This is a genomic window from Xenorhabdus kozodoii (assembly GCF_002632875.1).
GTDB classification, from domain to species: domain Bacteria; phylum Pseudomonadota; class Gammaproteobacteria; order Enterobacterales; family Enterobacteriaceae; genus Xenorhabdus; species Xenorhabdus kozodoii.
Genome location: NZ_NJCX01000013.1, coordinates 1 through 19205, shown reverse-complemented (window position 1 = coordinate 19205; position 19205 = coordinate 1). Strand labels below are relative to the sequence as shown.

Annotated in this window: 17 protein-coding genes and 2 pseudogenes; 12 read left to right on the top strand and 7 right to left on the bottom strand. The window is 44.3% G+C overall.

Annotated elements, in window-relative coordinates; genetic code table 11:
• Positions 1-13: 13 nt before the first annotated feature.
• The gene (lysC, locus tag Xkoz_RS10225) at positions 14-1387 is read right to left on the bottom strand and encodes a lysine-sensitive aspartokinase 3 (RefSeq protein ID WP_099142063.1); all 1374 of its coding nucleotides are present in this window, start codon (positions 1385-1387) and stop codon (positions 14-16) included.
• A gap of 277 nt (positions 1388-1664) precedes the next feature.
• On the opposite strand from lysC, the gene pgi reads away from it, so the two are divergent.
• From pgi to ubiA, 3 genes are all read left to right on the top strand, one after another.
• Positions 1665-3311 (top strand): glucose-6-phosphate isomerase, encoded by a 1647-nt coding sequence (pgi, locus tag Xkoz_RS10220; RefSeq protein WP_099142062.1) that lies wholly within the window; start codon positions 1665-1667, stop codon positions 3309-3311.
• A gap of 186 nt (positions 3312-3497) precedes the next feature.
• A complete protein-coding gene (ubiC, locus tag Xkoz_RS10215) occupies positions 3498-4004 on the top strand; it encodes a chorismate lyase (RefSeq protein ID WP_099142061.1) in 507 nt (168 codons plus the stop codon).
• Positions 4005-4049: 45 nt separating this feature from the next.
• Positions 4050-4904 carry a 4-hydroxybenzoate octaprenyltransferase gene (gene ubiA, locus Xkoz_RS10210; RefSeq protein WP_167386577.1) on the top strand — a complete coding sequence of 285 codons (855 nt, stop codon included), beginning with the start codon at positions 4050-4052 and terminating at the stop codon, positions 4902-4904.
• A 62-nt stretch (positions 4905-4966) separates the two neighbouring features.
• On the opposite strand, the gene plsB is transcribed toward ubiA, so the two are convergent.
• Complete coding sequence (plsB, locus tag Xkoz_RS10205; RefSeq protein WP_099142059.1) at positions 4967-7435, bottom strand: glycerol-3-phosphate 1-O-acyltransferase PlsB; 2469 nt, start codon at positions 7433-7435, stop codon at positions 4967-4969.
• A 136-nt stretch (positions 7436-7571) separates the two neighbouring features.
• Here plsB and Xkoz_RS10200 point away from each other — a divergent pair, with 136 nt between their 5' ends.
• Together Xkoz_RS10200 and lexA are read left to right on the top strand one after the other, a co-directional pair.
• Positions 7572-7943 (top strand): diacylglycerol kinase, encoded by a 372-nt coding sequence (locus tag Xkoz_RS10200; RefSeq protein ID WP_099142150.1) that lies wholly within the window; start codon positions 7572-7574, stop codon positions 7941-7943.
• A 119-nt stretch (positions 7944-8062) separates the two neighbouring features.
• Complete coding sequence (lexA, locus tag Xkoz_RS10195) at positions 8063-8677, top strand: transcriptional repressor LexA (protein ID WP_099142058.1); 615 nt, start codon at positions 8063-8065, stop codon at positions 8675-8677.
• A gap of 135 nt (positions 8678-8812) precedes the next feature.
• On the opposite strand, the gene zur is transcribed toward lexA, so the two are convergent.
• The 3 genes and pseudogenes from zur to Xkoz_RS10180 form a co-directional block, all read right to left on the bottom strand.
• On the bottom strand, positions 8813-9325 hold the full coding sequence (zur, locus tag Xkoz_RS10190) for a zinc uptake transcriptional repressor Zur (protein WP_099142057.1): 513 nt from the start codon (positions 9323-9325) through the stop codon (positions 8813-8815).
• A gap of 395 nt (positions 9326-9720) precedes the next feature.
• Positions 9721-9918 (bottom strand): annotated as a pseudogene (locus tag Xkoz_RS10185) (IS5/IS1182 family transposase); the annotation flags it as partial.
• A 185-nt stretch (positions 9919-10103) separates the two neighbouring features.
• On the bottom strand, positions 10104-10883 hold the full coding sequence (locus Xkoz_RS10180; RefSeq protein WP_099142056.1) for an acetoin reductase: 780 nt from the start codon (positions 10881-10883) through the stop codon (positions 10104-10106).
• Positions 10884-11701: 818 nt separating this feature from the next.
• Here Xkoz_RS10180 and dusA point away from each other — a divergent pair.
• A complete protein-coding gene (gene dusA, locus Xkoz_RS10170) occupies positions 11702-12739 on the top strand; it encodes a tRNA dihydrouridine(20/20a) synthase DusA (protein ID WP_099142055.1) in 1038 nt (345 codons plus the stop codon).
• A 15-nt stretch (positions 12740-12754) separates the two neighbouring features.
• On the opposite strand, the gene Xkoz_RS10165 is transcribed toward dusA, so the two are convergent.
• Positions 12755-13738, bottom strand: a complete 984-nt coding sequence (locus Xkoz_RS10165) for a quinone oxidoreductase (RefSeq protein WP_099142054.1) — start codon at positions 13736-13738, stop codon at positions 12755-12757.
• A 267-nt stretch (positions 13739-14005) separates the two neighbouring features.
• Here Xkoz_RS10165 and Xkoz_RS10160 point away from each other — a divergent pair, with 267 nt between their 5' ends.
• Both Xkoz_RS10160 and Xkoz_RS10155 read left to right on the top strand, forming a co-directional pair.
• Positions 14006-15223, top strand: coding sequence for a tyrosine-type recombinase/integrase (locus Xkoz_RS10160; protein WP_099142053.1), 1218 nt, complete (start codon positions 14006-14008; stop codon positions 15221-15223).
• Between the two features lie 122 nt (positions 15224-15345).
• Positions 15346-15630 (top strand): helix-turn-helix transcriptional regulator, encoded by a 285-nt coding sequence (locus tag Xkoz_RS10155; protein ID WP_099142052.1) that lies wholly within the window; start codon positions 15346-15348, stop codon positions 15628-15630.
• A 198-nt stretch (positions 15631-15828) separates the two neighbouring features.
• On the opposite strand, the gene Xkoz_RS10150 is transcribed toward Xkoz_RS10155, so the two are convergent.
• Positions 15829-16020 (bottom strand): hypothetical protein, encoded by a 192-nt coding sequence (locus tag Xkoz_RS10150; RefSeq protein WP_038194249.1) that lies wholly within the window; start codon positions 16018-16020, stop codon positions 15829-15831.
• A 133-nt stretch (positions 16021-16153) separates the two neighbouring features.
• Between Xkoz_RS10150 and Xkoz_RS24060 the strand changes: the two genes are divergently transcribed.
• The 4 genes and pseudogenes from Xkoz_RS24060 to Xkoz_RS22965 form a co-directional block, all read left to right on the top strand.
• Positions 16154-16279, top strand: a complete 126-nt coding sequence (locus tag Xkoz_RS24060; RefSeq protein ID WP_279627401.1) for a hypothetical protein — start codon at positions 16154-16156, stop codon at positions 16277-16279.
• Positions 16272-16679, top strand: coding sequence for a hypothetical protein (locus tag Xkoz_RS10140; protein ID WP_099142051.1), 408 nt, complete (start codon positions 16272-16274; stop codon positions 16677-16679). The genes Xkoz_RS24060 and Xkoz_RS10140 overlap by 8 nt, the downstream gene beginning before the upstream one ends.
• A 2-nt stretch (positions 16680-16681) precedes the next feature.
• Positions 16682-18925, top strand: coding sequence for a toprim domain-containing protein (locus tag Xkoz_RS10135; RefSeq protein ID WP_099142050.1), 2244 nt, complete (start codon positions 16682-16684; stop codon positions 18923-18925).
• Positions 18926-19085: 160 nt separating this feature from the next.
• A pseudogene (locus Xkoz_RS22965) lies at positions 19086-19205 on the top strand (Hcp family type VI secretion system effector); the annotation flags it as partial.

Below are 19205 nucleotides of genomic sequence, written 5' to 3'. Positions count from 1 at the left end.
TGAACTTGTATCGTCATACCTCAAACAGACTCTGATGCAATGTCTGAATGACCTGTTCCGCATCTTTACCTGGAACGAGCAGACAGACATTATGGCTGCTTGCACCACAACTAATCATGCGAATATTAAAGGGTTCCAGCACGCCAAAAATCCCTTTTCCCAATCCTTTTGCGCGTGAAAGTTCATTACCGATAATGGCCACCAGTGCCATATCTTCTTCGACTTCCACACGGCATAACGTAGACAATTCAGTTAGCAACGCATTGGTCAGTAGACTGCCATTCGTGCTGGTGGAACCTTTGGTATCCAGCGTCAGGGCAATACTGACTTCGGATGTGGTAATCAAATCCACCGAAATATGATGGCGCAACAGGAGGGTAAAGACTTCTGCCAGAAAACCTCTTGCATGTAGCATTCTTAGGCTATGCAGTGTCAGCAAAGTTTGTTTGCGGCGTAAGGCCAATGCCCGAAACAGTGGCGGATTTTTTGTTTTATCGCAAACCACCGTACCACCGGCTTGTGGATCTTTGCTGGAGCCAACAAATACCGGAATGCCACAGCGAACGGCGGGTAGCAGCGTGGCGGGATGGAGGATTTTGGCGCCAAATGTTGCCATTTCTGCCGCTTCATCAAAGGCAATTTTATCGATGCGTTTAGCCGTAGGGACAATTCGGGGATCGGTCGTGTAGATGCCTGGAACATCTGTCCAGATATCAACACGCTGTAAACCAAGGGCTTCACCCAGTAAGGCGGCGGTATAATCACTGCCACCTCGTCCCAGCGTCGTTGTGCGGCCTTTTTCTTCTCTGCCAATAAACCCCTGTGTGATGACGATGGTGTCGTTCAGGCGAGGATGCAGGTGCTCCATGGCCAACGTATGAAGTTGCAGCATATCCGGCTCTGCCCGCCCAAAGTGATCATTGGTTCGCATGATCCGGCGAATATCAAACCATTCGGCATTGGCATTGCGCTGACGCAGTAACTCCACAAACAATAAAGTGGACATGACTTCACCGTGGCTCACTAATTCATCAGTCAATGCATCTGACGTCGCGAGGGATGCCGCTTCTGACAACATCTCAATATTCTCCAGCAGACGATCAATTTCCTCACGGATCACATCAACTTCATTCAATCGGTTAATAATGGCGTATAGAATGTCACGGATCTGTTTCAGGTAGCTCTCCCGCTTGTCGCTATCGCAGCCAGCCGCCAATGCAACCAGCAAGTCGGTCACGCCAGCAGACGCTGACAGGACGACAACACGGACATTTGTGTTTGCCAAAATAATCTCGGCGCAATGATTCATGGCATCAAAGTTTGCCACACTCGTACCACCAAATTTTGCGACAACATACTGCGAGTTAGGAGATGAAACAGCACACATGGATGATAACCTTTTGTTTGGAAAATAGTTCAGAGAATAGTCTGTTAGAAATATCGGGTTAGGCGTACTGAGTCAATGTCTGACGATGAAGCATAAATAATTTTCATGATGGAAATGAAATTATCGTTTTTGCCTATCTCAACAATTAGGGCTGGAAATCACGGGCTATTTTGACCAATATCAGAAATTACAAGGAAAGGGAGATAAATCACAGCATTAAACCGTTACAATCTGTGCATTCCTATTGTTTATTGACCGTTGATAGAGAGCATTATTCATGAAAAACATCAACCCTAGCCAGACCGAAGCCTGGAAAGCATTGCAGCAACATTTTGAGCAAATGAAAAAGGTTCATTTGCGGGATCTGTTTGAACAGGACAAAGAACGGTTTGCTGCATTTTCTGCGACATTTGATCAGCAGATCTTGGTGGATTATTCCAAAAACCGCATTACCACAGAAACACTGGAAAAATTACAAGCATTGGCGCAAGAGACCGATTTAGCCAGTGCAATCCGCAGTCTGTTTTCTGGTGAGAAAATCAATCGTACTGAAGATCGCGCGGTGTTGCATATTGCCCTGCGTAACCGCAGTAATACCCCGATTATGGTGGATGGGGAAGACGTGATGCCGCAAGTTAATGCGGTGCTGGCGAAAATGAAATCATTCAGCGAACGTATTATCGATGGTGAGTGGAAAGGCTATACAGGCAAGGCCATTACCGATGTCGTCAATATTGGCATTGGTGGCTCTGATCTTGGTCCTTATATGGTGACTGAGGCACTGAAAGCGTATAAGAATCACCTGAATATGCATTTTGTTTCCAATGTTGATGGCACCCACATTGCCGAAACGCTGAAAATGCTGGATCCAGAAACGACCTTATTTTTGATTGCGTCCAAGACGTTTACCACGCAAGAAACGATGACCAATGCACATACTGCCCGCCGTTGGTTCCTGCAACGAGCTGTTGATGAAGCGCATATCGCGAAACATTTTGCGGCGTTATCAACCAATGAACAAGAAGTCATCAAATTCGGTATCGATCCACAAAACATGTTTGAGTTTTGGGATTGGGTAGGGGGACGCTATTCGCTTTGGTCGGCAATTGGTTTATCCATTGCGCTTTCCATTGGCTATGAAAATTTCGAACAGTTGCTAAGTGGCGCCCATGCAATGGATAAACACTTTGAGCAGGTGGACTTTGAACAGAATATCCCTGTTTTGCTGGCCCTGATCGGCATCTGGTACAACAATTTCTTTGGCGCGGAAACTGAAGCGATTTTGCCCTATGACCAATACATGCATCGTTTTGCTGCCTACTTCCAACAAGGCAACATGGAGTCAAATGGTAAGTACATTGATCGTAATGGTAATCCGGTGAATTACCAGACCGGGCCAATTATCTGGGGGGAACCTGGCACTAATGGTCAACATGCTTTCTACCAGCTTATCCATCAGGGAACGAAATTGATCCCTTGTGATTTTATTGCACCCGCAATGAGCCATAACCCCGTTAGTGATCACCATAGCAAACTGCTCTCTAACTTCTTTGCGCAAACTGAAGCATTGGCATTTGGTAAAACACAAGCTCAGGTGGAAGCGGAATTTACGCAAGCAGGAAAAAATGCCGAAGACGTGGCGAATGTTGTGCCATTCAAAGTGTTTGAAGGTAACCGGCCAACCAACTCGATTTTGTTACGTGAGATTACCCCATTCAGTTTAGGGGCACTCATTGCCATGTATGAACACAAGATCTTTGCCCAAGGCGCCATTTTGAATATCTTCTCATTTGACCAATGGGGCGTCGAACTGGGTAAACAATTGGCGAACCGTATTCTGCCTGAACTGCACGATGCACAAGCGGTTACTGGCCATGATAGCTCAACAAATGGCCTGATTAATCAATTCAAAGAGTGGCGTTAATCTGAACGCCTGTATTATCTAGCCTCTGCTCACCTTAATAGGGGTTGCTATTAAGGTGAGTTTTTTTGCGATTGACATAATTTGTTATCAACTTTTAATTTTATTGGCCTGCAACATGGTATCCTCACCCCCCATTCTTCGTTGTGCTGTCGGGGAAATTGATATTCCCCGCAATGGGAAAATGACATGGCAGATGACACAATATTAACTTCAACCCCTATTCACTGGTTATCGGCAGATGAGCATGAGTTGCTTCCTAAAACCCTTTTAGATTGGCTGATGGAAGTTGGTTCAATGACACGTCGCTTTGAACAACATTGTCAGCATGTCTCGGTTACTCCTTTTCGGGAAGGGTTTATCACTTTGGCAGAGTTAAATGATGAAAGTGAGCACTTACCTGTAAGTGAAAGATATTGGTTACGTGAAATTGTTTTGTATGGGGATAACACCCCGTGGCTTTTGGGATATACCGTTATTCCTGAGGAAACACTCACTGGCCCAGATAAGAAATTGGTTGATGTCGGGACTGTGCCACTTGGATATTATCTTTTTAGTGGTAATAATTTGACACGGGATTATATTCAAATAGGCCGGCAGGGAGAGCGTTGGGTACGCCGTTCTTTATTGAGATTATCAGGCAAGCCACTGCTGCTAACCGAGGTTTTTTTACCACAATCACCGGTATATAAATAGAATTAAGAACAACAATGAAAGGGGAGAAAGAGATTGAAGGTCAGTATGACGCAGAATAAATGGCGTGCTTATTGCCGTTTAATGCGTATCAATAAACCCATTGGCGCATTATTACTATTATGGCCAACATATTGGGCATTGTGGATCGCCGCAAAAGGTATACCGGATTTTCACATAGGGTTAGTATTTACTCTCGGTGTGTTTTTCATGCGTGCTGCGGGATGCTGCATTAATGATTTCGCAGACAGAAAATTTGATGGGTATGTAGAACGGACAAAATCACGTCCTCTTCCTAGTGGTGACATGACCGAAAAAGAAAGCAAAATCTTGTTCGTCATACTGATACTCCTATCTTTCGCGCTCGTTCTGACACTGAATAAAATGACGATTGCGTTGTCGGTCGTTGGCTTAGCATTGGCGTGGGTTTACCCTTTTGTCAAACGTGTCAGTCACCTGCCGCAAGTGGTGTTAGGTGCCGCTTACGGCTGGTCAGTTCCTATGGCATTTGCCGCAGTAAGTGAGTCCCTGCCTTTAGAATGCTGGTTGTTATTTTTAGCCAATATCATTTGGTCTGTCATTTATGATACCCAGTATGCAATGGTTGATCGTGACGATGACCTGAAAATCGGTGTGAAATCGACAGCGGTGCTGTTTGGACACTTTGACAAACTGATAATTGGTATTCTGCAATTCATCATGCTGAGTATTTTGGTCTTAGTTGGCGGGATGGTGAGTCTGGGAGGAATATATTATTGGACGGTATTGTTGGCAACGGCACTATTCGTTTATCAGCAAAAATTGATCATAGATCGGGAAAGGTCTGCATGTTTTCAGGCATTCATGAACAACAACTATGTCGGTTTAGTTCTGTTTCTCGGCATCTTTTTTAGCTATGTCTAGTAGGGCGTAGCGTTAAGATAACGGGCGGTAATCCGCCCGTTATCATGACCCACTTGCTGCCGTTATTGCTGATCTTGTGCGACCTGTACAGGTTCATTTTGTTCTGGTGGCATACTGACGCTTTCAATCGTCAAGCGAATTTCAGGTGACATCAGCTCACTCAGGACATAATAAAGTTCCTGAGCACTGGTTGTGATCATATCGCCACTGTCTTGAATATACCCCTCTTCACGTAACGTATTGACCGAGCAGGCAAAGACGGCCTTGTCAAAGAATTCTGGCGCATTGATACCATGCAGAACTGACAGACGTTGTGCCAGCATCCGGCTCTCTTTTTCCAATACACCCCGGCTAATTTCAGGTGTGGCATTTAACAAAGAGAGAGTAATGGCATAACGTTGCAGCGTTTCCCTGATTCCTGCCGCCAGCAATTGCAGTGGGCGAATACGCGCAGGATTTAGTACCAGCATTCCTTGCTCTTTGTTGCAGATCAGGCATTGACGTACCAGTTCATCAATCAAGGTGTTGACGACGTCGGGGAGCGTTTCCTTGCTGTAACGCATGAAAAGTTCCTGCTTGAGCAACGGATAAATCAGCGTTACCTGTCTGAGTAATTCACCGCGGCTAATGCGGCGGTGGTGCATAACAATACTGGTAATCAGGGAGGGCAGGATCAATAAGTGCTGGATATTGTTGCGGTAATAAGTCATCAATACCGCGCTTTCGCGTGGCAGGATAATAATATCGCCCAGGCCGTCCTTCTCAACCTCAAACTTATCCAACTTAAGGGCATGATCTAACAACGCTTCTGCCGTTTGGTGTGGCACCGTGATATCGCCAGTGTAAGGCACATTACGCAGTAATTGCAGATAGCAATCCAACTGTTCAATAAGCTGCTCGCGAGTCAGTGCTCGCTGACGTGATGACAATAATGCCGTGGTGCATAAATTGATCGCATTGGCGGCAGCGGCATTATTGATATTGACCATAATATTGTCAGCCAGTTTACTGACGGTTGGCGTCAGCCATGTCGGACGCTGGGACTCTATTGGATCAATGGCGTCGCGCCACTCTGGGACATGCTGGTTCAGGTACTGTATCAACGGGATCGGTTCACCAAAATTCACATAACCTTGCCCCAGATTACGTAATTTGCGCAACCCTTGTACCATCTGGAAAAAGCCTTCTTTTTCCTTGGTTGCACCGCGCAGCTCTTTGGCATACGTTGCCACCTCCATCACATGTTCATAACCGATATAGATCGGCACAATCGTGATTGGACGAGACTCCCCGCGCAGCATTGCTTGTAAGGTCATGGTGAGAGTACCCGTTTTCGGATCAAGCAAGCGTCCGGTACGGGAGCGCCCACCCTCGACAAAGTATTCAACCGAATAACCACGGGCAAACAACTCACCGAGATATTCACGAAAGATGGTTGAATAGAGCTTATTACCTTTAAACGTACGGCGGATAAAGAACGCACCAAGACGACGGAATATCGGGCCGGCAGGCCAGAAATTCAGGTTAATGCCCGCCGCAATGTGCGGTGGAACCAGCCCCTGATGATACAGCACATAAGAGAGCAGAAGGTAGTCCATATGGCTACGATGGCAGGGAACATAAACCAGTTCATGGCCATCTTGTGCCAACTGGCGAACCCGTTCGGCATTATGAACATTGATACCTTGATACAAACGGTTCCACGTCCAACTTAACACCCGATCGGTCAAACGAACCGTTTCATAAGAGAAATCCGCTGCAATCTCTTCCAATATATTGATGGCATTTTGTTTGGCTTTTTCGGGAGAAATTTTCTTGCTACGGGTTTCATCAGCAATCGCTTTTTCTATGGCTTTTGATGCCAGTAACTTGTTGAACAGATCCTGCCGGGCTGGCAAACGCGGCCCAACAGCCGCAAGGCGCTGGCGGGAATAGTGCATCCGTGCCACACGGGCAAGTTTATTGGCGATGATAGTATCCGTACCATGCTCGTCGGCCATACGGCGTAAAGACACCGGTGTGGAGAAACGCACAAAACTATCCCGCCCAAGCCACAGGATAGCAAAAAACTTCTGTACGCCGTTTAGCAGACGTAATTGTGGTGCGGTATGTCCTTCTTGTCCTTCGCGCCCAGGAGAACGGCCAAACATAACGGAAACGGGCACCATCTGGATATCCAGCTCAGGATTATTGCGATGCAAGTCCAGATAAGAATGAAAGATTTTTACCGATTCGTGCTTTGGCGCATAACAACGGAACACCCGCGGGCCGTTATCGACAAAGACACAACTGGGAAGCCGTGTATCACCAATTTCCAAAGAATCTAACGGATCAGGCAGATCTTGCGCCAGACATTGTTGACGCAGGGTCAATAAGTCTGTTTTTGAATGATACGGCAATATGTACAAAATAGGCCGAGTCGTATCAAGACGCAGCTCCGCAATGGGGTCCGTAGGAATGAGTTTACTTTTTACTAAGAATTTTAGTGGTAAGTTCAATAACTTATAATATATTTTACGCCAACCTGACATAACTGCTTTAAGCCTCTTGTTAGCAATGCGTCGCAAGGATACCAGAAACAGATTTTGAGATCTGTGGAAATAAGACAATAATAAGGGCTAAAAGTTATATAACCATCCAATTATTAAGCTAATGAAAGAAATTTTTATGGCAAATCAATCAACGGGTTTGAGCCGTATCATTAAAGCCGCTGGGTATTCAGCGAAAGGGATCAAGGCCGCATGGCAAAATGAAGCGGCATTTCGGCAGGAAGCCATTGCCGCCATACTTGCGATCATTATTGCGTTTTCTTTGGATTTTGGCTTATTTGAGAGACTCCTTCTTATTGGCTCTGTGATGCTGGTAGTCATTGTCGAAATCCTCAATAGTGCCATAGAAGCAGTCGTGGATCGTATTGGCAGTGAATACCATGAATTATCTGGTCGGGCGAAAGATATGGGATCTGCGGCGGTATTGCTTACCGTACTTCTGGCGTTGTTTATCTGGAGCATGATCTTTTGGTCGCATTTTATGTGCTGAGGTAGCATGTTTTTTCATCAAAATACGTTATTTAGTTGCTTTTGCATGCTGACTGGTTCCCAATTCGATTTTACCTGTATATACTCACAGATTGACTGTATAAACAAACAGGGGGCGAAATGAAAGCACTAACTGCCAGGCAACAGCAAGTTTATGACTTGGTGCGTGACCATATTTCGCAAACGGGTATGCCACCAACACGTGCTGAAATTGCAGCACGTCTTGGTTTTCGTTCACCTAACGCAGCAGAAGAGCATTTAAAGGCACTTGCGCGTAAAGGGGTGATAGAGATTATTGCTGGTGCATCCAGAGGTATCCGTTTGCTTCTCGAAGAAGCTGAAGGGGCGGGATTGCCGCTGATAGGTCGTGTGGCTGCTGGGGAACCACTATTGGCCCAGGAACACATTGAAAGTCACTATAAGGTTGATCCTGGATTATTCAAACCAAGTGCTGATTTTCTGTTGCGTGTCAAAGGAATGTCCATGAAAGACATTGGTATTATGGATGGCGATTTACTGGCCGTGCATAAAACGCAGGATGTTCATAATGGGCAAGTTATTGTGGCGCGTATTGAGGATGAAGTTACCGTAAAACGTTTCAAACAAACAGGAAACACCATTGAACTGATTGCTGAGAATCCGGAATTTAAATCCATTGTTGTCGATTTGAGCGAGCAGAGTTTCACGATTGAAGGATTGGCAGTAGGCGTTATTCGTAACGGAGACTGGTTCTGATTGTAAAACGGATAATTGCAGTTTGTCATTCTGGGGCGGTCACTTTTTCCAGTACCCGTTAATCTTTTGAGCGCAGCGGGAACTTGAAAAATCAGCTATGACCGCCTCATTGCTTAGTCTGGTCGCAAGCGTTTGTTATTTCTTTTTACTTTCTTCAACCGAATGATTGTGCTGGCATGTATCGCGTTCCGTGCAAGATTCAACCTCATGGCAAGAAAAGCACATACCATGAACTTCTATCACGCTATTTCGCAAATGGAACCCTGTGCCTTGTGCTAACTGCGAAATAGCGGATTCAATATCTTTCGCATCTTTTTCAGTCACTGAACCACAAAATTCACAGATAAACATCGCCGAAGTATGGCAAGGCTCTTCAAAATGGTGGCAAAGCACATAGCTGTTTGTAGATTCTATTTTGTGAATAAAACCTTGTTCCAGCAAAAACTCCAATCCACGATAAACCGTTGGTGGCTTGGCTTGTGGCTCGACTTCACGCAATAAATCCAGCAAATCATAAGCACTTATCGCACTAGGTTGTTCAGCGATTAGACGGAGAATTTCAAGGCGTTGAGGTGTCAAGCGAACCCCCCTTGACAGGCAAATGGTTTCAGCCTGCGTCAGTAGTTTTTTTTGATTGATCGTTTTCATTACATCTCTCACACCTACACAATGCCAATAACTTTAATGTTATCATGTTTTTTAGCCTGGGAGTGGGATCGATAGGATTTTCAATTCTCTTGCGATATCGAATACACCGGTAAAAAAGCGGCTTACCTTATCACGATGAAAGAGCTGAAAATAAAAGTAATCCGAAGATAAGAACAATAAAATGGGCTAAAAAACGGGGAAAATAAAACGGAAAATATTGGATAATGTTTGTAGAGCCGATTTACCTGATCAGAGGAATTATATTGGCAATTAAAATCATATGTTGTTTAAATATCGCATTTTTCATAATTAATATCTGAAACAGTATGTTTATTACTAATATTAGGGTCTGTTGACGTCTTGTGTTCATCATTTTATTCTACCCACATTGGCAGTCAGATAATGATAAACGCCAGTGCCAACATACTGGTGTAATTTCGTTCTAATTTATCGTATCCTGTTGCTACTGCTAGAAAATGTTTAATTCTGGCGAACGCATTTTCCACTAAATAATGGTAACGGTATAGACAGTTATCAATCTTCTTATCCGATTTTCGACTGTTTTTCCGGTAGGGAAAAACGGGGATCGCTCCTTCCCGGCATGATGTTCTCAAGGTAACCGTTTTTTGGCGAAACAATGATACCAGATCATCATGCCGTTCAAATTCCTTTCACAAAACGTCCACAGCCCCTAGTTTTTCTGCCATAAAAAAGGGTATCAGAACGATTAACACTTTCTGATACCCTTGATTATTTCAAGCGATTACGTCGTTATTCATTAACGATAAACAATACCGCCATCAGTCAGGATAGCTTGGCCTGTAATATAGTCAGAGTCATCACTTGCTAAGAATGCTACTAAGCCAGCAACATCTTCTGGGGTTTGTGCGCGGCCTAATGCGATACCTTCCACATATTTCTTGTAGGTTTCACCTTTTGGTGCGCCAGTGATTTCAGCAAAACGCTCATCAATCTCAACCCACATATCCGTACCCACGATCCCAGGGCAATAGGCATTTACCGTGATCCCTGCACTCGCATACTCTTTCGCGGCTGCTTGCGTTAATGCACGAACCGCAAATTTGGTTGCTGAGTAAACACCCAACATCGCAAAACCATCATGACCCGCAATTGATGATGCGTTAATGATTTTACCTTTGTGCTTACGCTCTTTGAATTTTTCGCTCGCTGCTTGAATGCCCCACATGGTGCCATCAACGTTAATTTTGAAGATCAAATCCATATCTTCTTGGCGAACATCTGCAATTGGCTTAACTTGTGCAATACCCGCATTATTGATCATGACATCAAAGCCACCCAGTTCGGCCTCTGCATGAGCAACCGCAGCAAAGATTTCTTCACGCTTACTCACATCCGCTGCGAATGTGGTTGCTTTACGCCCTAAAGCTTCAATTTCTTTAGCAACATCCTGAAGTTTGTCTTTTTTCAAATCCACCAGCGCAATATCAGCCCCTTCTTTTGCCAAGCGCAGAGCAATACCGCGACCAATGCCTTGAGCCGCACCTGTAACTAGAATAACTTTATTATTTAACGCCATAGATCTCTCCTACTGAGTTAAAATCAAAATGACTAGGAAGTGACTCACAATAAGCTAGCAATATTAATAACGAGTTACAAAGTGATGATTTTAGTCCGGAATTGTTTATTTATAAAAAATATTACACTATTTTTTATAGCGAATTATTTTATTTGCCGAAGAAAAACAATGAATTTATGAAATAGGATGGAATTGTGTTTAAAAAAAACACATGAATTAAGTAAACAAAAAGTGCGATATTTTGTTTTTTTGCCCTAGCTTATTGAATTTCTCGTGTAGTGATTGTGGATACAGTTCCGTGTACACCTGCCACAATATATTGAGGGATCGATGACCAGTAACCTGCGCAACCTCTTCAAAGTGGAATGCCTTTGCTTGCAATGCTCGACAATATGGCTAACTGATAACTCAGGAAGTGCTAATCTAGCCAAATCGCTATCCAATAGCATGTTCAACACATACTTTTTAGTTCTTCCTGCTTTTTTGCCCAGGTTCGGATCGTTGATGTATTTATGCAGTAGATCCCCCACAGTTAAACCTTCGGTATCGTTCTGTGTGGGAATTCCGCTTTGCTCTAGTTCAGCGGATCGTATAGCCCCCCAAGTCTTAGCCTGAGCCATTTTACCAAATGTTTTGGTTTCACGATGGATGTATTTACCGTCTTCTTTTATTCCCACTGTACAACGATATCTAATAGTGCCGTCAGTACGAGGGCGTTTCACTATGTTATAGTAGGCCATTATTTACCTCCCAGACACCAGTACACCATTTGGTGTGGTGTACTGGATGGTGTACCGATAAATTTAAAATAGCCTAAAATGCACGAAAATATACAAATACAAAAATCTAGCAAATTCACTGCAATATCAACTGACACGGGAAGATTTAAACCCTCCCGCTTCTCCGTTGCGCCGATGTTGGATTGGACTGACCGTCATTGCCGTTACTTCCATCGCCTGTTAAGCAAGGAAACGCTGCTCTATACGGAAATGGTCACAACCGGTGCGATTATCCATGGCAAAGGGGATTATTTGGCCTATAACGATCAAGAGCATCCATTGGCGCTGCAATTGGGAGGTAGCGATCCCCAGGCATTGGCACAATGTGCCAAGATCGCACAGGAAAAAGGTTACGATGAAATCAATCTGAATGTTGGTTGTCCTTCCGATCGCGTGCAGAATGGTCGTTTTGGTGCTTGCCTGATGGGTGAGGCAGCGCTGGTAGCTGATTGTGTTAAGGCAATGCAGGATGTCGTGGATATCCCGGTTACCGTTAAGACTCGCATCGGAATTGATGAGCAGGATAGCTACGGGTTTTTGTGTGATTTTATTGATATCGTCGTGAAAAATAGCAGTTGCGATAATTTTATTATTCATGCGCGTAAAGCGTGGCTTTCTGGTTTAAGCCCGAAAGAAAACCGTGAAATTCCGCCCCTGGATTACCCGCGAGTCTATCAATTGAAACAAGATTTTCCACAACTGACATTGTCAATTAATGGCGGCATTAAATCGTTGGAAGAAGCGAAACAGCATTTGCAATATGTGGATGGTGTAATGGTTGGACGAGAAGCCTACCAAAATCCATCTATTCTGGCTCACGTGGATCGTGAATTGTTTGACCAAACCGTTCCAGTGACCAATACGGTTGATGTGGTTAAGGCACTTTATCCTTACATTGAACAAGAATTGTCAAAAGGCACTTATTTAGGGCATATCACCCGTCATATTTTAGGTGTTTTTCAAGGAATTCCCGGTGCACGTCAGTGGCGTCGTTACTTAAGTGAAAATGCCCATAAGTCGGGCGCTGATATTATGGTTGTTGAAAAAGCGTTGGAAATGGTGACAGAGCGGATGTAAATCCGCTCTGGTATTTTATGGGATCAGCAAGCTGGAACCGTGGGTTGCACGGCTTTCCAGTGTCTGGTGTGCCCTGACCGCCTCGCTCAGTGGAAATTTCTGGTTTTCTGGTACATCCACATTGATCTTGCCGCTGGCAATTAAATCAAACAGCGCTTTGCTGGCTTCAGCCAACTCTTCGCGGGTTGTGATATAGCCATTGAGGGAAGGGCGAGTGAGAAACAGTGAACCTTTCTGGTTGAGGATACCCAAATTCACGCCGTTTACCGGCCCGGAAGCATTACCAAAACTAACCATCAAACCTTGTCGTTTCAGGCAATCTAGTGAATCTAGCCATGTCTCCTTGCCGACAGAATCATATACGACGCCGACTTTTTCCCCGCCAGTCATAGCCAGAACGCGTTCTACAATATTCTCACGACGATAATTGATAGTTTGCCAGGCTCCTGCTGCCTTGGCGAGCGTCGCTTTTTCATCTGAACCGACAGTTCCAATCAACTTCACACTCAGCGCTTTTGCCCATTGGCAGGCAATTAAACCAACACCGCCGGCGGCGGCATGGAATAGAATTGTCTCTCCTGCCTGGAGCTTATAGGTCAGGTTGAACAGATAGTAAACAGTCAAGCCTTTTAAAAATGAAGCGGCAGCTTGTTCGAAAGAGATTTCATCGGGCAGCAGCGCTAATTTACTTTCAGGGACGTTGTGTACTTCGCTGTAAGCCCCTAAGCCTGACTGGGCATAAACCACACGATCACCGACTTTAATTGAAGTCACACCGGCGCCAACTTTGGTGACAATACCCGCGGCTTCTGTTCCCAAGCCACTGGGAAGGCTGGCGGGTGGATATAAGCCACTGCGTATGTAGGTATCGATGTAATTAATTCCGATGGCTTTGTTTTCGACCTGTACTTCATCAGGGGCAAGGTTAGCAGGTGTGAATTCACTGTATCGGAGTACTTCTGGGCCACCAATGGTGGATAATTCAATGCGTTTTGCCATGGTAACTCTCTCATTATGTTAGAAATATTGGGAGCAGCCTCGCACGTTTGCAATGAAATCGCTGCAAATAGCGTTAATGTATCTGAAATCATTGCAGACTATATATATTTACTTTGTGTTTTGAAGTTTGTCTATGATTATTATTTTTATATAAATATCAAATGATTAATTATTCATTAAGCTGTATGTTGTTACAGTGTTTATTGACGTTTTGCCCCTCTTGCAGCACACTGTGTATAAACAATTGTATAAATATCTTTAGCGATCATGGCTGCCGAACTAAACAAGCTCAGTGACAAGAAACTTAGAACCCTACACGGAAAAGAAAGGAGGAATATTGAATTTTTTGCCGATGGTGCTGGATTGAGCGCTAAAGCATCTAAAGCGGGTGGCATTAGTTGGGTCTTTACCTACCGACTTGATGGCAAAAAATTAAACCGCCTTACCATTGGGCGCTATCCTGATATGAGTCTCAAACAGGCTAGGGAGACGAGGGACAAATGTCGTCGTTGGTTAGCATCCGGTAAAGATCCAAAGCTCCAATTTAACTTAGTGATGCAGGAATCATTAAAACCAGTCACTGCAAAAGACGCTCTCGAATATTGGATAGAGCACTATGGCAGAGAAAATCGAGTGAATATTGATACCCTCATTCTTCAATTAGAAAAACATATTTATCCTTATATTGGTGAAATGGCATTATCTGATTGTGAAACAATATATTGGCTGCAATGCTTTGATAGAATGAAAAAGAAAGCTCCGGTGGCTGCTGGTTCTGTATTTCAATTGTGTAAGCAAGCTCTAAAATTTTGCCGGGTAAGAAGATATGCAGTTAGCCATGTATTGGATGATTTAACTATTCAGGATGTTGGAAAAAAACAAAACAAAGGCCAGCGGTATTTAGAAGATAATGAACTTGGGAAATTATGGGAATCCATAAATGCAGGTGTTTACCTGCCTTATTATAATAACCTATTAAAAATTCTGGTTGTATTTGGTTGTCGCACACGAGAGATCAGGTTATCTAAATGTTCAGAATGGAATTTTAATTCTATGTTATGGACTGTCCCAAAAGAAAATAGCAAGACAGGTGAGAAAATCATTCGTCCAATACCAGAATACATGAAGCCATTTTTAGTGAACATTATTAACCAAAACAATAAAAGTGGTTACCTCTTAGGAGAAATTAAAAAACTTGAAGCAGTTGCACAATATGGCAGAAAAATATGGAAAAAATTAGAGCATGACGAGGAGTGGTCTTTGCATGATTTAAGGCGAACGTTTGCAACAAAACTAAATGATTTAGGCATCGCACCACATATCGTGGAACAGCTTTTAGGCCACGCTTTGCCGGGCATCATGGCTATATACAACAAGAGTCAGTACCTACCAGAGAAGCTAGACGCTTTAAACAAGTGGTGTGAGCGATTGAATATATTAGCGGGTCATTACGAGAATGTGGTGATATTAAAGACAGCCCAATAATAGGAATTGATTTGATGATAAGCAGAGCAATTGTAATATATACGCAACAAGGTTGTTTTCTTTTGCAATGATTTCTTTTGAGTAAAATATCCTCACAAAAACAATTAAACAGTGAGGATAACATGACCATTCAATATAACACGCCTACGCCAGAAGAACGTCGCTCCATCCTTTCCGAGTACGGCGAACCTTACGATCGTCTTGTACGTGAAAAGGAACGCCATCACATCACCTCTATTTCCAGAACCTCGGCATGGAAATTGGAAAATGAAGGCCGTTTCCCCGCCCGTAAGCCATTAGGCCGCAATTCTTGTGCTTGGCTACTTAGTGACCTGCTCCATTGGGTACGCAATCCGCCCACAGTAGAAAATATAAATAACCCGTATAGCCGCAAAGCCACTAATTAAATAATAGCGTGATGGAAAAATTAACTGCCTTAATTGGCAGGGGCCTAACTCACTCTAAAAATAGTCTGATTTTTTGGGATAAAGGGATGTGATGGCGGCTATTAACTATAAGGACTCCTTTTGTTTAAGGAGTCACCAATTTGAGATAATTTCTTCTTTGAGAGGATTAATCAATAACTGGGTTTATTTCTGGGCGGTTCAGCCTTTGGGTTCAATTCCCCGTGATTGTAATTCCTTACGGGCTAGATCCTTAAACCAGTTTCCCAGACTCATGCCTTCATTTTTGGCTAATTCTGATAATTGTTTCTTAAATTCAGGCTGCATACGTATTTGGAAAGCCGGAGCTTTGCCTTCACCCTTAGGGCTTTTATCTCTTTTGACTGTTGACATGTGTGTACCTATCAGAATAGTATTATATACATTAGGTACATACCTTACCACGGTAGAGCCTAATAGAACAACGCCCCACAGTGATCGCAACACATGTAGGGCGTTTAACCACAACATTATTGGAGCTAATGCTATGGCTAATACACAGTCTAACCAAACTCGCCTAAAATTTACATTCCTAATTGCATCCGGCATTCAGCGGCTGGCTGGTATGTCCTCACTGATCTTCGTATCACGTCAGGAGACACACCATGAGTAATAAACCTATCTCATTAAAACAGGCGCTATATCGCGCAAGTCTGGGTGTTTCACTCTTTACATTTATTACCAAAAAAGCCAAAGATGAATGCGAAATCAACTTAAATAATCTGATTACACTGGCGGGCGATATTCATCAGGAGGTTCACCGAGCTTTGTTGAAACATTCTCCACAGCCTCTTGTGAATAAATTATTAAATTGCGTTGTGTATAGGAAATCCGACCCATTAGGTCAGGCTGCGTTTCGGGCGGGTTTATGCATCTCTTTATATGAGATCATTCTTGAACAGGCCAGCCAGCACTGTTCCGAAGAATTACATGATTTGCTTTCACTGGCCTGTGATATCAATCAGGAAGTTTACTATTCGCTTTATGCGGCTGTTAATGGTGAGGACGAGTGATCATGAGTCAGGGAAATCATAACCCTAAAAGCCGTCCGTTAGATGTTATTCGTGCGGTGAAGCAATCCGCCACCAATCACTGGCAACTTTTGTTGCCCGCCTGTGGTATCGACGTTCCGTTAAAGGGTAAGCATGGTGCTTGTCCGATATGCGGCGGCACTGACCGCTTTCATTTTATAGATGATAACCATAACGGCGACTGGCATTGCCGCCAATGCGATGAGCCGAATCACGGTGATGGGTTGGATTTAGTAGCGAGAAACAAAGGGATCACGGTCTTTGCAGCGGCTAAGCTGGTGGCTGATGTGCTGGCAATGCCTTTGCCCGAACCCAAAACCGTCAAAGAACAACCGCGAGCAGCTAAGCCGATTGCTGAACGCATTGTGGCACTGGTCGCCACCGCTGTTATGGGTGAATCTCAATATCTGGTGAAAAAGGGGCTGCAATGCCCCAATCAACGGTTATTGAAAGATGGTTCGTTATTGCTGGTGGTTCAGACGCTGGACGGCACAATTACCGGAGCACAAACCATTAAGCCGAACGGTGAAAAGCGCCTTGTTGCAGGTACTCAGAAAAAAGGCAGTTTTATCCCCGTCTCCAAAATTACCAGAACACCGGACACAATCATCATTACCGAGGGTTACGCCACAGCCTTAACTGTTCGCCAATTGCATAAGGGCGTAGTACTGGCAGCCATTGATGAAAGCAATTTATCGGTGGTAGCCGGACTGGTGAGAGAGCGGTGGCCAAACGCCAGAATCATCATTGCTGCTGATAATGACTGGCACGGGCAAGGCGAACGGGACAAAAACGGCAGGTTAAAAAAGAACATTGGCAAGATAGTGGCAGAGAAAACCGCCAAAGCGATTAATGGCTGGGTTACGTTACCGCCTACGGCATTGAAATCTGACTGGGACGATTATCGCCAGCATCACGGCATCGAGTCAGCAAAGCAGGCATTCAGCAACGGGTTATATCAGGTTGGAGAGAAAAAACTCATGGAAGCAGAAGCAATGATTACCCACGAAACGAAGCCCAAAAAGGCCAATAACAATCTGGCACAAATGGCAGCCAGTCAGCGCGGGGCACTATTGGTTGAGCGATACGGCAAAGTAGCTGTCAATCCTGAAAGCGAAATGGTTTACCACTATAACGGTGCAACATGGAAAAGCGTGCCGGATAGCGAGCTGCGCCGCTCAATGGTGGCTATCTTCGACCAGCGCGAAACCCCTTACAGCCCGAACGGGATCAATAACGCTATCTGTGCCATGAAATTACAAGTGCCGATTATCGGCGAACAACGGCAGGATTTAATCGGCTTCCGTAACGGTGTGTATGATTTATCGGTTCAACAGTTTACCCCGCACCAGCCGGAACACTGGCTAATGAACCATAACGGCATCGAATTCACCTCACCGGCTATCGGTGAAAACCTGCCAGATCACGCGCCTGACTTTTACCGCTGGCTATCTCATGCGGCGGGAAGCAATGAGCACAAAATGAGTCGCATCAAAGCGGCCTTGTTTATGATCCTGGCAAACCGTTATGACTGGCAGCTATTTCTTGAAGTCACGGGAGAAGGGGGCAGCGGTAAAAGCATCTTTACCTATATTGCGACACTATTAGCAGGCGAACACAATACCGCCAGTGGCAATATGAAAGCGCTGGATGAAGCCAGAGGCCGTTATCAGTTTGTCGGGAAAAGCCTGATTACGTTGCCGGATCAGGTTAAATATGTGGGTGAGGGAGCAGGCATCAAGGCGGTGACAGGCGGCGATCTGATTGAAGTTGACGGAAAATATGAGAAACAGTTCTCAACAGTGATTAAAGCGGTCGTACTGGCAACTAATAACGAACCGATGAGCTTTACCGAACGTAATGGCGGTATTGCGCGGCGGCGGGTAATATTCCCGTTTAATATTCCGGTTAAAGAGTCCGAGAAAGACCCGCAATTACCAGAGAAAATCAGCCGGGAACTGCCTGTGATTATCCGCCATTTATTAAACGAATTTGCCGACCAGAACAAAGCGAAAAAGCTGCTACAGGCGCAACGCGATTCGAACGAAGCGTTAACGGTGAAGAGTAATTCCGATCCGTTGTATCGTTTTTGCGGTTATCTGGTGTCTGTCAATAATGCAACTGGCATGAAGATGGGAAATAAGAATATCAGCCCCCGCGCACCAAGATTGTATCTGTATCATGCTTATCTTTCTTTACTCAATCTGATAGTTATCTTTTGGTACTGACTAAAATTTGAATAATGTAATCTTGTGATTTTACATAAGAATAGAGGTTAATCACAAATTCATTGCTGAACTTTCACTCAGGCTAGAACAGATAAATATTCCTGTTGTATTCTACTTCATTCATTCTGAATTTATTGGAAGTCAGATCACAGGAAACACGATGTCACATATTATCTACTTGTCACTCAAAGGCAAGAAACAAGGATTAATTTCAGCGGGATGTTCAACGCCTGAATCCATTGGCAATCGTTATCAGACAGGCCGGGAAGAGGAGATACAG

What these genes read in the sequence shown, in the direction of transcription:
- Xkoz_RS10160 (WP_099142053.1), top strand. Translation starts at nt 14,006, where the DNA reads ATGGCTGCCGAACTAAACAAGCTCAGTGACAAGAAACTTAGAACCCTA.
- lysC (WP_099142063.1), bottom strand. Translation starts at nt 1,387, where the DNA reads ATGTGTGCTGTTTCATCTCCTAACTCGCAGTATGTTGTCGCAAAATTT.
- Xkoz_RS10135 (WP_099142050.1), top strand. Translation starts at nt 16,682, where the DNA reads ATGAGTCAGGGAAATCATAACCCTAAAAGCCGTCCGTTAGATGTTATT.
- Xkoz_RS10155 (WP_099142052.1), top strand. Translation starts at nt 15,346, where the DNA reads ATGACCATTCAATATAACACGCCTACGCCAGAAGAACGTCGCTCCATC.
- lexA (WP_099142058.1), top strand. Translation starts at nt 8,063, where the DNA reads ATGAAAGCACTAACTGCCAGGCAACAGCAAGTTTATGACTTGGTGCGT.
- plsB (WP_099142059.1), bottom strand. Translation starts at nt 7,435, where the DNA reads ATGTCAGGTTGGCGTAAAATATATTATAAGTTATTGAACTTACCACTA.
- zur (WP_099142057.1), bottom strand. Translation starts at nt 9,325, where the DNA reads ATGAAAACGATCAATCAAAAAAAACTACTGACGCAGGCTGAAACCATT.
- Xkoz_RS10200 (WP_099142150.1), top strand. Translation starts at nt 7,572, where the DNA reads ATGGCAAATCAATCAACGGGTTTGAGCCGTATCATTAAAGCCGCTGGG.
- pgi (WP_099142062.1), top strand. Translation starts at nt 1,665, where the DNA reads ATGAAAAACATCAACCCTAGCCAGACCGAAGCCTGGAAAGCATTGCAG.
- Xkoz_RS24060 (WP_279627401.1), top strand. Translation starts at nt 16,154, where the DNA reads ATGGCTAATACACAGTCTAACCAAACTCGCCTAAAATTTACATTCCTA.
- Xkoz_RS10180 (WP_099142056.1), bottom strand. Translation starts at nt 10,883, where the DNA reads ATGGCGTTAAATAATAAAGTTATTCTAGTTACAGGTGCGGCTCAAGGC.
- ubiA (WP_167386577.1), top strand. Translation starts at nt 4,050, where the DNA reads ATGACGCAGAATAAATGGCGTGCTTATTGCCGTTTAATGCGTATCAAT.
- Xkoz_RS10165 (WP_099142054.1), bottom strand. Translation starts at nt 13,738, where the DNA reads ATGGCAAAACGCATTGAATTATCCACCATTGGTGGCCCAGAAGTACTC.
- ubiC (WP_099142061.1), top strand. Translation starts at nt 3,498, where the DNA reads ATGGCAGATGACACAATATTAACTTCAACCCCTATTCACTGGTTATCG.
- dusA (WP_099142055.1), top strand. Translation starts at nt 11,702, where the DNA reads ATGCACGAAAATATACAAATACAAAAATCTAGCAAATTCACTGCAATA.
- Xkoz_RS10150 (WP_038194249.1), bottom strand. Translation starts at nt 16,020, where the DNA reads ATGTCAACAGTCAAAAGAGATAAAAGCCCTAAGGGTGAAGGCAAAGCT.
- Xkoz_RS10140 (WP_099142051.1), top strand. Translation starts at nt 16,272, where the DNA reads ATGAGTAATAAACCTATCTCATTAAAACAGGCGCTATATCGCGCAAGT.